Consider the following 15,655-nt stretch of genomic DNA (forward strand, 5'->3'; position numbering starts at 1 on the left):
TGATTAGTCAGCATTGATAAAATTTGTTAACATTTATGGTTTGCATTTAAAAATGCAACGTCCTTCACCAGACCTGAAGTTGGATATCATCTATGGATCAAAATCCGCAGTCACAGCTAAAATTACTTGTTATTAAAGGCAAGGAACAAGGCTATCTGACCTACGCCGAAGTAAACGACCACCTACCTGCAGAAATTGTTGATTCTGAACAGGTAGAAGACATCATTCAGATGATTAACGACATGGGTATCAAGGTTGTAGAAACCGCACCTGATGCCGATGATCTAGCCCTAAATGATGACGATACCATCACAGATGAAGATGCAGCCGAAGCGGCAGCAGCTGCGCTTTCAAGCGTAGAAAACGAGATCGGCCGTACAACTGACCCAGTACGTATGTACATGCGTGAGATGGGTACTGTTGAGCTACTGACTCGTGAAGGCGAAATCGATATTGCTAAGCGTATCGAAGATGGTATCAACCAAGTTCAGCTTTCTGTTGCTGAATACCCTGGCACTATCCCATACATCTTAGAGCAGTTTGACAAAGTTCAAGCTGAAGAGCTGCGCCTTACCGATCTGATTAGCGGTTTCGTTGACCCAGATGACGATGGTACTGCAGCACCAACAGCGACGCATATCGGTTCTGAGCTGGCAGAATCTGATCTTGACGATGAAGATGCTGAAGACGTAGACGAAGAAGACGATTCTGAAGAGGAAGAAGAAGATACAGGTATCGACCCTGAGCTTGCTCTTGAGAAATTCACTGCACTTCGCACAAGCTTCCAAAATCGTCAGCTAGCGATCAACGAATACGGCGCAGAAAGCCCGAAAGCTGTTCTTGCAACAACCATGATGCAAGACGTGTTCAAAGAGTTCCGCCTAACGCCAAAACAGTTCGATTATCTAGTTAATGAACTTCGCACTTCAATGGATCGTGTACGTACTCAAGAGCGCCTAATCATGCGCCAAACAGTTGAGTACGGCAAAATGCCGAAGAAATCTTTCATTGCCCTATTCACAGGCAACGAATCTAGCGAAGCATGGTTGGATGAAGTTCTAGCTTCAGACAAGCCATATGCAGAGAAGATCAAACGTAACGAAAGTGATATCCGCCGCTCTATCCAGAAACTGGATATGATTGAGAAAGAGACATCACTAACAGTACAAAGCATTAAAGACATCAGCCGTCGTATGTCTATTGGTGAAGCAAAAGCTCGCCGTGCGAAGAAAGAGATGGTTGAAGCGAACTTACGTCTAGTAATCTCGATTGCTAAGAAGTACACCAACCGTGGTCTACAATTCCTGGATCTAATCCAAGAAGGTAACATCGGTCTGATGAAAGCGGTAGATAAGTTCGAATACCGTCGTGGTTACAAGTTCTCGACTTACGCGACATGGTGGATCCGTCAAGCAATCACTCGTTCGATTGCCGACCAAGCTCGTACTATCCGTATTCCGGTTCACATGATCGAAACGATCAACAAACTAAACCGTATCTCTCGTCAAATGCTACAAGAGATGGGCCGTGAACCACTACCGGAAGAGTTGGCTGAGCGCATGCAAATGCCTGAAGACAAGATCCGTAAAGTACTGAAGATCGCTAAAGAGCCTATCTCTATGGAGACACCAATCGGTGACGACGAAGATTCGCATCTAGGTGACTTCATCGAGGATACAACACTAGAACTGCCTCTAGACTCTGCGACGGCAACTAGCCTACGCGGTGCAACTAAAGACGTTCTAGCTGGCCTAACTCCTCGTGAGGCTAAAGTACTGCGTATGCGTTTCGGTATCGACATGAACACTGACCACACTCTAGAAGAGGTTGGTAAGCAGTTCGACGTAACTCGTGAACGTATCCGTCAAATCGAAGCAAAAGCGCTACGTAAGCTACGTCACCCAAGCCGCTCTGAAACTCTACGTAGTTTCCTAGACGAGTAATCTCACGCGAGATTGGCTAGCTTTTAAGCATATAAGAAGAAAGGTGAGCGTTGGCTCACCTTTTTTGTATCTATATGATTTAAGTGGCTAAGAACTAAGCGCAATTGCCCCATTTAGTGGCTAGACACCACCCATTGCATCCCCTATAATCATTGCCCTACGGCCCCTTAGCTCAGTGGTTAGAGCGCACGACTCATAATCGTTCGGTCCCCAGTTCAAATCTGGGAGGGGCCACCAAATTAGAAAAGCCAGAACAGTTCACGCTGCTCTGGCTTTTTGCTTTTGTGGGCTGAATAATTTTTCAGTCCCCGTCTTTCCAATTGCCAACCAACTTGCAACATCTCTGATGTCAGTTTCCTCAATGCTTCTTCACAGCACGCTGTATTCAATCACTTACCTGTGACTCAATTTGCGTTTTTTCTATAAAAAAGTCGGCAATATAAGAGGTCATAATTCAATCAATCGTTCAGGGAAGACACATGAAAGACGAAACACTCTCGATCCACTTTGGTTACGAGACCGACCCTACAACCAAATCTGTTGCCACTCCGATCTATCAAACTGTGGCTTATGAGTTCGATGATGCTCAACACGGCGCCGACCTCTTCAACCTCGAAGTCCCAGGTAACATCTATACCCGTATCATGAACCCAACCAATGACGTGTTAGAGAAACGAATGGCGGCACTAGAGGGTGGCATTGCAGGACTGGTTGTGAGCGCGGGCAGTGCAGCGATCAACTATGCGATTCAAACGCTGGCACAGATAGGCGATAACATTGTTTCTACCCCTCAGCTATACGGTGGTACTTACACCCTATTTGCACACATGCTGCCAAATCAAGGTATTGAAGTGCGCTTTGCTAAAGATGACAAACCTGAAAGCTTAGCCGAACTCATCGATGAGAACACCAAAGCAGTGTACTGCGAAAGTATTGGCAACCCAGCTGGTAATATCATCGACCTAGAGCGTGTTGCCGAGCTTGCTCACGCTCAAGGCGTACCCGTGATCGTTGATAACACAGTCGCGACACCAGTGCTGTGTAAACCTATAGAATTTGGTGCCGACATTGTGGTGCACTCTCTTACAAAATATGTCGGTGGACATGGCACAACGCTCGGTGGCGTAATCGTGGATTCGGGTAAGTTCCCGTGGGCTGAACATAAAGATCGATTCCCAGTATTCAACCAACCTGAACCGTCTTACCATGGCGTGGTGTATACCGAAGCCTTTGGTGAGGCTGCGTTTATCGGCAGAGCGCGCACTGTACCTCTGCGCAACACCGGCTCAGCACTCTCACCAATGAACTCCTTTATGCTGATGCAGGGTTTAGAGACACTATCACTGCGCATGGAGCGTCACACTGAAAACGCTCTTAAGGTGGCTGAGTACCTCAAGCAACATGACAAAGTAAGCTGGGTAAGTTATGCCGGCTTGCCGGACTCCGAGTTCTACCCGCTGGCTGAGAAATACATGCAGGGTAAACCTTCTGCTATCTTATCTTTCGGTCTCAAAGATGGCTATGAAGCTGGTGTTCGCTTCTATGACGCACTACAAATCTTTAAGCGCTTGGTGAATATCGGCGATGCGAAGTCGCTAGCGTGTCACCCAGCTTCAACAACTCACCGTCAGTTAAGTGAGCAAGAACAGAAGCAAGCAGGCGTGTCTCCGGAAATGATTCGCCTATCTGTAGGTATCGAGCATATTGACGATATTCTTGCCGACTTGGAGCAAGCACTGAACGCTTAACGTTAAGCTTCTATAACAATCAACGCTATAGACCAGCCACCATGTGCTGGTCTATTTACTTTAATCACTCGATTTACGATGGGCTATCAGTCCCATCGTTCTGTGATTGGCATATCAATTAGACAATAACGATATCTTCCCTACTTCCCCCTTTCTATCAGAATATCTTTCTACATAAGAAGGTTATCTCTTCCCAAATGAATTTATAGCTTGCTCAAACTTGAACAAAACAACTATCGCTACTCACTTCTTGCCTCATCAGCTCGATTGACCTTGTCGATGGAACTCGGGAATCTAAGTCAAACCTATAATAATGACAGCCGATAACGGGAATCTCATGACGACTCGAAATAAAATCATCCCTCTAATCAAAGCAGCCTCAGTGGCGCTGCTCGCAACAGTTTCACTCTCCGCTCACGCCGCAGAAAAAGTGTATCGTTTAAAGCTTGCTGAAACATGGGGACCGAATACCCCAATCCTCGGTGACGCCAGCAAGAACATGGCTAAGTTAGCTAATGAAATGTCTAACGGCCGCCTGCAAATCCGCATTGACTCAGCCAATAAACACAAAGCACCACTTGGGGTGTTCGATATGGTGAAATCGGGTCAATACGATTTAGGACACTCAAGCTCTTACTACTGGAAAGGTAAGGTGCCGAATACGCTCTACTTCTCTTCTATGCCATTTGGCATGATGACCACCGAGCAATACGCATGGTTTTACCAAGGCGGTGGCATGGAGCTGATGCAAGAGGTGTATGCGCCACATAACCTGCTCTCCTTCCCTGGTGGTAACTCGGATATTCAAATGGGTGGCTGGTTTAAGAAAGAGATCAACTCAATCGAAGACCTTAGAGGCTTGAAGATGCGCATCCCAGGTTTTGCTGGTGAGGTATTTGCAAAGGTTGGAGCCAAGCCAACCAATATTGCACCGGGCGAACTTTATACTTCTCTAGAGCGTGGCACAATTGACGCACTTGAATGGGTTGGACCTGCCTTTGACCTGCGTATGGGCTTTCAAAAGATTGCACCTTACTACTATACCGCTTGGCATGAGCCGGGATCAGAGACTCAGTTCTTAGTGAACAAAAAGACTTGGGATAAGCTACCAAAAGACCTTCAGCTGATCCTAGAGACTTCTTTCCGAGTGGCAGCCTTTGACATGTACACCCAAGCGCTGGATGCCAACGCCAACAGCTGGGCCACCATGCTGTCGGACTACCCAGACATCAAGGTTCGTGACTTCCCGCCAGAAGTACTGCAAACCATGCGCTCTGCAACCGATGAACTCCTTGCCGAACAAGCAGCAAAAGATCCTCTAGCGAAGAAAATCATCGACTCTCAAGCCGAATACACCAAGAAAGTACGCGCGTGGACCAATATCTCAACCAAGGCCTACCTCAACCACGAATAATCAAGGCTCAATACTGAAAAACAAAAAAGCCCATCATGATGATGGGCTTTCGTATATTTACAGAAGCAAGTGAACTTACTCTACCGTTACCGCTTTCGCTAGGTTACGTGGTTGGTCAACGTCAGTACCTTTGATTAGCGCTACGTGGTAAGACAGCAGCTGCATTGGAACTGTGTAGTAGATAGGTGCTGTTACTTCACTTACGTGAGGCATCTTAATGATCTTCATGTTCTCATCGCTTTCAAAGCCAGCATCTTCGTCTGCGAATACGTAAAGTAGACCACCACGCGCACGAACTTCTTCAACGTTTGATTTCAGCTTCTCTAGCAGATCGTTACTTGGTGCAATAACCACTACTGGCATATCTGCATCAATCAGAGCCAATGGACCGTGCTTAAGCTCACCCGCAGCGTATGCTTCTGCGTGGATGTAAGAGATCTCTTTTAGTTTAAGAGACGCTTCCATCGCGATTGGGTAGTACTCGCCACGACCTAGGAACAGTGTGTGGTGCTTGTCTGCGAAGTCTGTTGCTAGTGCTTCGATCTCTTTGTCAAATGCCAGAGCTTTTTCGATGTCTGTTGGCAGTTGGTGTAGCGCTTGAACGATTTCCGTCTCTTTCGCTTCATCGATACGACCTTGTAGGCGACCAATCGACGTTACCATCATCAGCATTGCTGCAAGTTGAGTGGTAAACGCTTTTGTTGAAGCAACACCGATCTCTGTACCAGCGCGAGTCATAAACGCAAAGTCAGATTCACGTACCAGTGAAGAACCCGCTACGTTACAGATAGTCATCGCTGACATGTAGCCTTTCTCTTTCGCAAGACGAAGTGCTGCTAACGTATCTGCTGTCTCACCAGATTGAGAAAGCGTCACAAGTAGGCTGTTTGGACGAACTACGAAGTCACGGTAACGGAACTCAGAAGCGATCTCTACGTCACAGCTAACGCCCGCTAGAGATTCAAACCAGTAACGTGCCGCCATACCCGAGTTGTAAGACGTACCACATGCGATGATTTGAACGTGTTCAACTTTACTTAGGATCTCTTCAGCTTTCACGCCAATCGCGTTAGTAATAACAGAAGTGTCTGAGATACGACCTTCCATTGTGTTGATCAGAGCTGTTGGTTGCTCGAAGATCTCTTTTTGCATGAAGTGACGGTATTGGCCTTTATCACCAGCATCGTGCTCTGCGTTAGATTCAACGATTTCACGCTCTACAGGCTCACCACTTGCGTCAAACACGTTAACGTCACGACGAGTCACTTCAGCAACATCACCCTCTTCTAGGTACATGAAACGGCGTGTTACGCTAAGTAGTGCTAGTTGGTCAGATGCTAGGAAGTTCTCGCCAACACCAAAACCGATTACGATTGGGCTACCAGAACGAGCAACAACAATGCGTGAAGGATCTTTACGATCAACGGCTACTGTGCCATATGCACCGTCTAGTTGTTTCGCAGTTTTTTGCAATGCTTCAACTAGCGTCTCAGAAGTACGCAGTTCCCACTCAACTAGGTGAGCAATAACTTCAGTATCCGTTTGAGACGTGAACTCATAGCCACGACCTTGAAGAAGTGTACGCAGCTCTTCGTGGTTTTCGATGATGCCGTTGTGAACAACTGCAATGTCACCAGACATGTGTGGGTGTGCGTTCGCTTCAGAAGGCTCACCGTGTGTTGCCCAACGTGTATGAGCGATACCTGTACCGCCAATAACTTGTTGCGCTTCAACTGCGTCAGCCAGCTCTTGTACCTTACCTAAGCGACGTACACGAGTTAGGTTGGATTCGCTATCCACAACCGCGACACCCGCAGAGTCGTAACCACGGTACTCAAGACGGCGTAGACCCTCTACTAAGATTTCAGCTACGTCACGTTGTGCTACAGCACCAACAATTCCACACATAATGTTACTCCATCAATTTTTGGTTATTCCTATCTGGCAGCAAGCAAAGGCCATGTCTCATAGAGATCTAATTATAGGAAGTTAAATGCATATATTTTAAATTTAGTTTCTATACTGGCTCGGTGAGGATCACACGCACCCCTTGAGACTCAATACTCTGTTTGGCTTCTTCGGCCAGTTCGGTATCAGTAATCAAGACATCAATGTGCTCCCAAGACAGCTCAAGATTTGGGATTTTTCGACCTACTTTCTCTGATTCAACCATCACTACAACTTCACGTGATACTTCTGCCATGACCTTACTCAGCCCGACTAGCTCATTAAATGTTGTAGTACCTCTTTCAAGATCGATGCCATCAGCACCGATAAACAATTGGTCAAAGTCATAAGCGCGCAAAACTGATTCTGCGACCTGACCTTGGAACGAATCTGAGTGTGTATCCCAGGTTCCGCCCGTCATTAGCAGAGTAGGTTCGCTTTCTAGTTCATTTAGGGCGTTAGCAACGTGCAACGAGTTGGTCATTACAACCAAACCACGCTTACTATTTAGCTGTTCGATCAGAGCACCTGTCGTGCTACCGCTGTCGATCACGATGCGGTTATGGTCACGAATCAGGTCGGCTGCAGCTTTTGCCAACGAAAGCTTTCGAGTCGAAACTTTTTTGCCTATCTCATCATTCACAACTTCTTTCGGCAATGAAACAGCACCGCCATATCGGCGTAAAAGCTGACCATTTTTCTCTAAAGACGCCAAATCCTTTCTAATTGTGACTTCCGAGGTTTCGAACTTAGCGGACAATTCATCAACACTAACCTCGCCTTTCTCGTTAACTAGATTAGAAATTGCGTGTCTTCTGAGCTGAGTGTTTCGTTTCGACATTTAAAAATGAACCATAAGTTTCGATATGAAAGATATTATAGTTACAACGAAACCATTTAGTCCATTTATTTCGATCCAAAAAATTAATAAATAGCGCTAAAACCTTGTCCTAAGACAATTGTTAAGCAGTGATATTGAATTCATTCGGTGGTAGAATCCGCACCCGAAAAGAAAAAAAATTACAAAAATGACCGTTATTTTTCTGCAACTTTCACCTGATATATTGGGGTAAGTCACAGAAAACCGATGTTGAATCAAAATCATTTGGTCATAAAATGACTAAAATTGATGAAAGACTTACAACTCTGAAGGGCAATTGATAAGTCCCTCTATTATCGCAGCAGGCACAAAATGCTGACGAAATGGGTAGGCCGCTTCAGAAAACAGATAAATTTCAATTTGTAACAAAACTTACCGGAGAGTACCTTCCATGAAAAAGACCAAAATCGTATGTACGATTGGCCCTAAAACTGAATCTGTAGAGAAGCTAACTGAACTAGTAAACGCAGGCATGAACGTTATGCGTCTTAATTTCTCTCACGGTGACTACGAAGAGCACGGCACTCGTATTGCGAACTTCCGCGAAGTAATGGACAAAGTAGGTAAGCAACTGGCTATCCTTCTTGATACTAAAGGCCCAGAAATCCGTACTATCAAGCTAGAAGGCGGCAACGACGTAGATCTAGTAGCTGGTCAAGAATTCACTTTCACAACTGACACTTCAGTTGTAGGTAACAAAGAGACTGTAGCGGTAACTTACGCTGGTTTCGCAGCAGACCTAAACGTTGGTAACACTATCCTTGTAGATGACGGCCTAATCGAAATGGAAGTTATCTCTACTACTGAAACTGAAGTTAAGTGTAAAGTTCTTAACAACGGTGCACTAGGCGAAAACAAAGGTGTTAACCTTCCTGGTGTTTCTGTTCAACTTCCAGCTCTATCTGAAAAAGATAAGAACGACCTTAAGTTTGGTTGTGAGCAAGGCGTTGACTTCGTTGCAGCTTCTTTCATCCGTAAAGCTTCTGACGTTAAAGAGATCCGTGAGATCCTAGACGCGAACGGCGGCAGCGACATCCACATCATCTCTAAGATTGAGAACCAAGAAGGTGTTGATAACTTCGACGAAATTCTTGAGCTTTCTGACGGTATCATGGTTGCTCGTGGTGACCTAGGTGTTGAAATCCCAGCTGAAGAAGTAATCTTCGCTCAGAAGATGATGATCGAGAAGTGTAACCGTGCACGTAAGATGGTTATCACAGCAACTCAAATGCTTGATTCTATGATCAACAACCCACGTCCAACTCGTGCAGAAGCGGGTGACGTTGCGAACGCAATCATGGACGGTACTGATGCTGTAATGCTTTCTGGTGAAACTGCTAAAGGTAAATACCCAGTTGAAGCTGTAACTATCATGGCTCAAATCGCTAACCGTACTGACGGCGCACTAAAAGCTGAGCTAGGTTCTCGTCTAGACAGCCCACGCCTACGTATCACTGAAGCGGTATGTAAAGGTGCAGTAGACACAGCTGAGAAACTAGCTGCTCCACTTATCATTGTTGCTACTGAAGGTGGTAAGTCTGCACGTTCTGTACGTAAGTACTTCCCAACTGCAAACATCATTGCACTAACGACGAACCAAAAGACAGCTGCTCAGCTTGTTCTTACTAAGGGTGTTCGTCCAGTTCTTGTTGATTCTATCGACAGCACTGACGCATTCTACAAAATGGGTAAAGAGTACGCTCTTAACGCTGAGTTCGGTAGCAAAGGCGACATCGTAGTAATGGTTTCTGGTGCTCTAGTAGCTTCAGGTACTACGAACACTGCTTCTGTACACGTTCTATAAGACTGACGAACTTAATCATCAGTTAAATAAAAAAGAGGGCTTAGGCCCTCTTTTTTTATATATTACACCTTGCTCTAATAATCAGTACGCTGTATTATCAAACCAACAATAGAACTGCGTACTGTTAATTCCATCCTTAGGTAATTCGAATTAACAGACTAAGAATTCAAATTACATGAGGTTGCACAATGTCTAGCCCTACTCTCACCGACAAAGTATCCAAGATGATTCGCCAAGATATTCTTAATGGTGAATTGCGCCCAGGCCAGAAACTGGTTGTGGCTGATCTAAAGCAGAAATACAACGTCGGCGCATCACCGATTCGCGAAGCTCTCGTTCAGCTATCCTGGAGCAAGTATGTAAAGCTTGAGCCTCAAAAAGGGTGCTGGGTTGCTCCTGTCTCTAAGAAAGAACTTAACGACCTATACGAAAGCCTACGTGTTGTTTCTTCGGTGCTACTGAAAAAAGCAATCGCTACCGGAGACGAAAGTTGGGAACTAGAGGTTCTTACTTCATATCACAAGCTTTCTCGTGTAAACAACGTAGCAGAAGAGTTTAATGGGGCAGAATGGGAAGAGCGTCATCAGCAATTCCATGTAGCACTTTTAGAGGGTGCGGATTCAAAGAACATGTTTGAATTCTTCAGTGACTTAATCAATCAAGTGAAGCGTTACCGTTTCCTAGCATTAGCCGATGACCAAGAGTCAGAAGAGCTGTTCAATATCGATGAGCATGAGATGATCATGAAACTGGTACTTGCGAAGAACGCTGAGCAAGCAACAGAGCTACTCGATCAACATCTAATGGGCTCAATGAAGCGTATTGAAAAAGTGATTGAAGCGGCGTAATTCTGCGCAGTTCGAATATCGCAATGCATAAAAAACGGAGCTCTAGGCTCCGTTTTTTTGGTTTACCACCCAAAGAACTCTTTATGATGAGTATTGAGCAGTAGCACCATAGGCAAAAAATACAGTGCACTGAGTTTAAAACCAAGAATCACTAATGTGCCAATGGTCAATCTCACTAAAAAATCGACAAACATACCACGCCTCATTTCACCAGACAGTATGAATCCCTAACTCTTGCTCCTGCTAACCTAATTCTGCTGATAAAAGTCGATGAAACTGAGCAGTTGAATTAAGTTAACTTTGTCATCCCTTTTTGAGATCTGGCTTCTCAAAAAGAGTCAGTGCAACACTAACTCTACGAAGCAAGGTAGTTTACTTATTGTTCAGTTTAGTTCAATTTTGAACACAAATTAGACTTTAGTCTAATCGTACAAATATTGTGACGGGCATCTCTCAAAGATAAGACAGGTTGGTTCTAATTTTCTAAAGGGGACACTCAGGCAGCAAACAAAACACTCTTCAGCGCTAAGCAACATCCGCCTGACTTGAGCAAATAGTGATGGTGTTTCGGCCCGAGGACTTCGACTCATAGAGACCAATATCCGCACACTTGTAAGAGTGTGTACTATTGGCTGTGAGGTCGGTATAACCAATACTGACGGTGACTTTCGTCCCACCAGAAAGTTGTATTTCTATTCGAACACGATCCAGTACTCGCCCAGCTTCTGATGTGGAAGTGTGCGGCATTAAGATAGCAAATTCTTCACCACCAACACGTGCGACAAAGTCTGTCGTTCTCAAACTTTCTTGAAGGATCGCGGCAACGCCCGCAATCACACGATCCCCTTCGTCATGACCAAGTTCATCGTTAATACGTTTAAAATTGTCGATGTCGATTAATGCCAGGCACACTTGAGTTTCATTAGGGTAAAGCTCTACCATTCGAGAGTAGTGCGCTAATTGTTCCTCAAACTTACGACGATTCCACAACTTGCTCAGTGAATCTCTTTCACTAAGAATACGAAGCCTGACTTCCAGCTCTTTACGTACCGTAATGTCCACCAGCGACGTAATGTAGTAGCTCACCTTACCCGAATTACTCTTCACCGCTTGTACTCGCATGATTGCAGTGAAAGGGATACGAAGCTTGCTCTTACAGCTCACCTCACCTTCCCACAAATCATTCTTTTCAAGATGTGTCCATATGGTATCGGCAGTATGAAACTGTTCGCTATTTTCCAGCAGCAGTCGAAGCGCATTTTTACCATCGACTTGCGATTGGCTATAGCCGGTCATGTTTTCAAATTCATTATTAGTCATGATGGTGCGATGCTGCCTATCAGAGATCATCACCGCTGACATACCATTCAATGCAGCACGTGCCAATTTACTCTCCAGGTTACGTCTTCGGTAATGGGTTACCAAATAGGCCAAAGGGAAAGCAAACACCATCACGGTAAAGAATACGATCAATTGCTCGTGCGCTAAGTCATTGAGATCGCGCTCTGCTCTCTCTAATAACTGCTGTGAGCTCAACTGAATCACTAAGTGCATCTTTTGTTTCTGCGCAAGATCAACGGTGTTGAAGGCAAATAGATTGCCGTCTTCAAACATGTAACCCATGCGCTCAGAAGAGATCGCCTGCCAAGTTTTTGGGGCGATTTGTGAAAGGTTGAACCCTTTACGCTCAGGGATCGAATCACCAAACAGCTTGCTCTTGTTTTGGCTCGCAATGTAGTAACCATATTGGTTCACCACTTCAGCACGAAAATCAAAATCAGGAGAGAAGTTTAAGCGCGACGCCAGCCCCCAAACATCGAGGTTTATCACCAAATACCCAACTCGGCGCTCAGGTGTTTGTACTGGAGTGATCACTCGTAATACAGGTGTGTATGGATAAGAGAGCTCACCATATTCCGTTTCAAGTTCAATTCCCCACCCGCCAATCTCCTCAGCATCCAGAGTTTGTGCGTAATGGAAATAGCCGTAATCCGACTTGTCTTGTAGGTCGGTTGGAAGAGTAACAACGCCGGTTCTCGATGAGTAGTTGACTCTTACCTTCTCATGGCCGTCGATATCCAGTAGGTGAATCTGGGTATACCATCTTTGATTGACTAATACCGACTGCCAAACCTCTTCCAGCAGGTTCTTGTTTTCAAGGGAGGGAGACGTCGCAAAATCCACCAAGCTTTGACTGTGGCTGAGCAGCTGCATCATAGAGACCAGTTGGTCTTTCAATACATTGTAATCGCGTTCAGCATACACAAGCTGATGAAGGGCTTGCTTAGCGGTGCTTTGATAGCTTTGCTTTTTGACATCTTGATAGCGCTGCTGATAGTACAACCCAATAGCCGCACAAAAGGTGACGCAAATAACGAGAAGCGTAGCGATTGTTTTTTTATTTCTCATTAATTGCTCAAAATAGGGTAAATATGGCGAGAATTATATCATTGTTATAAATTAACAAAATAAAAAAGCCGCACTTAATGCGGCTTTCTATCATACAATTTTGTTAGGCTTTGAGAGAGCGCTCTCCACGAGCAATTCCAACCACGCCACTGCGTGCAACTTCAAGCACTTCCGTCACTTCTGACAACGCTTGAATAAACGCATCCAACTTCTCACTAGTACCCGCCATCTGAACGGTATATTGAGAAGCCGTCACATCAACGATCTGACCACGGAAAATATCTGCGGTACGCTTCACTTCTGCACGAGCAAAACCACTCGCACGCACCTTAACCATCAATAGCTCACGCTCAATATGATCCAGCTCCGAAACTTCTTGTACTTTAAGTACGTCAATCAGCTTATGCAGTTGCTTCTGGATCTGCTCTAGCTGCATCTCATCAGAGTTAGTGGTGACGTTCAAACGTGAAAGCGTTGGGTCGTCCGTCGGTGATACGTTGAGCGATTCAATGTTGTAACCACGTTGAGAAAACAAGCCAACCACTCGAGACAGTGCACCCGGTTGGTTTTCCATTAACAGCGAAATAATGTGTCTCATACTATGTTCTCTCCGTTTTGCTTAGCCACATGTTATCCATACCCTCGCCTTTGATCTGCATTGGGTATACGTGCTCTGTATCATCAACACTGATGTCGACAAATACTAAGCGATCTTTCATTGCCAGTGCTTTCTCTAAACCTGATTCAAGTTCGTCAGGAGAAGAGATACGCATACCTACGTGACCATACGCTTCCGCAATAGCCGCAAAGTCTGGCACAGAGTCCATGTATGAGTTTGAGTGACGGCCTTGATAAACAATGTCTTGCCACTGTTTCACCATGCCTAAAAAACGGTTATTCAAGTTAATGATTTTCACCGGAATATTGTATTGCAATGCTGTTGATAGCTCTTGAATATTCATTTGAATACTGCCATCACCCGTTACGACGACAACTTCTTCGTCCGGCTTAGCAAACTTAACGCCCATACCAGCAGGTAGACCAAAGCCCATAGTGCCAAGACCACCTGAGTTGATCCAACGACGCGGCTTATTAAATGGATAGTAAAGCGCGGCGAACATCTGGTGCTGACCTACGTCAGAAGCGACATACGCATCACCATTGGTCACTTTATGCAGGGTTTCGATAACCTGTTGAGGTTTAATGCGCTCAGGCGATTTTTCATAGGCGAGACATTTACGATCTTGCCATACTTTGATTTCAGCCCACCATGCATCCAACGCTTCTGCATCGTTAGTTCCACCTTGCTCAATCAGCAGATTCACCATGCTTTCAAGTACGCGCTCAGCAGAGCCTACGATAGGCAGATCCACTTTCACGTTTTTAGAGATCGACGATGGATCGATATCGATGTGCATGATCTTCGCGTTTGGACAGTACTTCTCAAGATTATTGGTTGTACGGTCATCAAAACGAACACCAACACCAAAGATAAGATCTGCGTTATGCATAGCCATATTAGCTTCGTAAAGGCCATGCATACCAAGCATGCCTAACGAGTTTTTATGTGTACCTGGGAAGGCACCTAATCCCATTAGCGTACTAACAACAGGCAGGTTTAATGCCTCAGCAAGTTTAAGTAACTGCTTATCCGCTTCAGAGATAACGGCACCACCACCGACATAAAGAACGGGTTTCTTCGCTTCAAGAAGCGCTTTCAATGCTTTCTTAATCTGTCCTTTATGACCAGTTACGGTCGGGTTGTACGAACGCATTTTAATCGTTTCTGGATATTCGTACGGCAGCTTAATTTGTGGATTAAGTACATCTTTAGGAAGGTCAATCACAACTGGGCCAGGTCGACCAGTGGTCGAGATATAGAAGGCCTTTTTTACGATCTCTGGGATATCTTCAGCTTTCTTCACTAAGAAGCTGTGTTTTACGATTGGACGAGATACACCGACGATATCACACTCTTGGAAGGCGTCATTACCAATTAAGTTATTTGGCACGTTACCTGAAATAACGATCATTGGAATAGAGTCCATGTACGCTGTCGCAATACCCGTTACGGTATTGGTCGCGCCCGGGCCTGAACATACTAGTACAACCCCTGGCTTGCCAGTTGAACGCGTGTAGCCGTCAGCCATATGCGTTGCAGCTTGCTCGTGGCGCACTAATACGTGTTTAATCTTGTCTGTTTTTGCGTGCAGGGCATCGTAGATATCCAAAACGGAACCGCCTGGATAACCAAAGATCTGCTCAACCCCTTCTTCAATTAGGGACTGAACTACCATTTCCGCGCCGGATAATTGGGCGCACTCTGGCTTAGTTGTCATATTGCTCTCCTTTACCAGTTTCCTTCAGTTGGGTAAGCCGAAGGGGCTGGTTTTTACATAGTCTAGGTCTTATTCGTAGCCTAATTCGAAATACTTCCACTTTTTCGGCTATGACTGCTCGTCGTGATAACAATAAGCAGTGGTACGAAACAACTGTAACGTTTTATTATCATCGGGTCTAACACCCTTCTACAGTCAATAATTCGATATAACTATGTTTTAGAAAGAAAACCTCATCTAACACCACTCATGACTCCCAAGTCAGAACAAATCACCACCACCACTCAATAAAAAAACTCTAAATATTTCACAATCCCTCTTTT

At 45.1% G+C, this 15,655-nt stretch carries 10 protein-coding genes and 1 tRNA gene; 6 read left to right on the forward strand and 5 right to left on the reverse strand.

Going from position 1 to position 15,655, the window contains the following annotated elements; all coding sequences use genetic code 11:
* Positions 1 to 92: 92 nt before the first annotated feature.
* The 4 genes from rpoD (at position 93) to L1D60_RS14330 (ending at position 5,105) form a co-directional block, all read left to right on the forward strand.
* On the forward strand, positions 93 to 1,943 hold the full coding sequence (rpoD, locus tag L1D60_RS14315) for an RNA polymerase sigma factor RpoD (protein ID WP_239841631.1): 1,851 nt from the start codon (positions 93 to 95) through the stop codon (positions 1,941 to 1,943).
* Between the two features lie 161 nt (positions 1,944 to 2,104).
* Positions 2,105 to 2,180 (forward strand) — tRNA-Ile (locus L1D60_RS14320).
* 242 nt (positions 2,181 to 2,422) lie between these two features.
* Positions 2,423 to 3,691 carry an O-acetylhomoserine aminocarboxypropyltransferase/cysteine synthase gene (locus L1D60_RS14325; RefSeq protein WP_239841632.1) on the forward strand — a complete coding sequence of 423 codons (1,269 nt, stop codon included), beginning with the start codon at positions 2,423 to 2,425 and terminating at the stop codon, positions 3,689 to 3,691.
* 337 nt (positions 3,692 to 4,028) lie between these two features.
* The gene (locus L1D60_RS14330; protein ID WP_239841633.1) at positions 4,029 to 5,105 is read left to right on the forward strand and encodes a TRAP transporter substrate-binding protein; all 1,077 of its coding nucleotides are present in this window, start codon (positions 4,029 to 4,031) and stop codon (positions 5,103 to 5,105) included.
* A gap of 75 nt (positions 5,106 to 5,180) precedes the next feature.
* On the opposite strand, the gene glmS is transcribed toward L1D60_RS14330, so the two are convergent.
* Both glmS and L1D60_RS14340 read right to left on the reverse strand, forming a co-directional pair.
* Entirely contained in the window at positions 5,181 to 7,013 is a 1,833-nt protein-coding gene (gene glmS, locus L1D60_RS14335) for a glutamine--fructose-6-phosphate transaminase (isomerizing) (protein ID WP_239841634.1), read from the reverse strand.
* A gap of 109 nt (positions 7,014 to 7,122) precedes the next feature.
* Entirely contained in the window at positions 7,123 to 7,893 is a 771-nt protein-coding gene (locus L1D60_RS14340) for a DeoR family transcriptional regulator (protein WP_032553064.1), read from the reverse strand.
* Positions 7,894 to 8,323: 430 nt separating this feature from the next.
* Between L1D60_RS14340 and pykF the strand changes: the two genes are divergently transcribed.
* Entirely contained in the window at positions 8,324 to 9,736 is a 1,413-nt protein-coding gene (gene pykF / locus L1D60_RS14345; RefSeq protein WP_239841635.1) for a pyruvate kinase PykF, read from the forward strand.
* Positions 9,737 to 9,924: 188 nt separating this feature from the next.
* The gene (locus tag L1D60_RS14350; protein WP_275665693.1) at positions 9,925 to 10,584 is read left to right on the forward strand and encodes a GntR family transcriptional regulator; all 660 of its coding nucleotides are present in this window, start codon (positions 9,925 to 9,927) and stop codon (positions 10,582 to 10,584) included.
* Between the two features lie 525 nt (positions 10,585 to 11,109).
* Here L1D60_RS14350 and L1D60_RS14355 read toward each other — a convergent pair.
* From L1D60_RS14355 to L1D60_RS14365, 3 genes are all read right to left on the reverse strand, one after another.
* The gene (locus L1D60_RS14355; RefSeq protein ID WP_239841636.1) at positions 11,110 to 12,993 is read right to left on the reverse strand and encodes a diguanylate cyclase; all 1,884 of its coding nucleotides are present in this window, start codon (positions 12,991 to 12,993) and stop codon (positions 11,110 to 11,112) included.
* Positions 12,994 to 13,096: 103 nt separating this feature from the next.
* Positions 13,097 to 13,591 (reverse strand): acetolactate synthase small subunit, encoded by a 495-nt coding sequence (gene ilvN, locus L1D60_RS14360; protein WP_032553060.1) that lies wholly within the window; start codon positions 13,589 to 13,591, stop codon positions 13,097 to 13,099.
* Position 13,592: 1 nt separating this feature from the next.
* Positions 13,593 to 15,332: an acetolactate synthase 3 large subunit gene (locus L1D60_RS14365; RefSeq protein WP_239841637.1), complete on the reverse strand. Its 1,740-nt coding sequence runs from the start codon at positions 15,330 to 15,332 to the stop codon at positions 13,593 to 13,595.
* Between the last annotated feature and the right edge of the window lie 323 nt (positions 15,333 to 15,655).

This window comes from Vibrio sp. Isolate30 (assembly GCF_022397975.1).
GTDB lineage: Bacteria > Pseudomonadota > Gammaproteobacteria > Enterobacterales > Vibrionaceae > Vibrio > Vibrio fortis.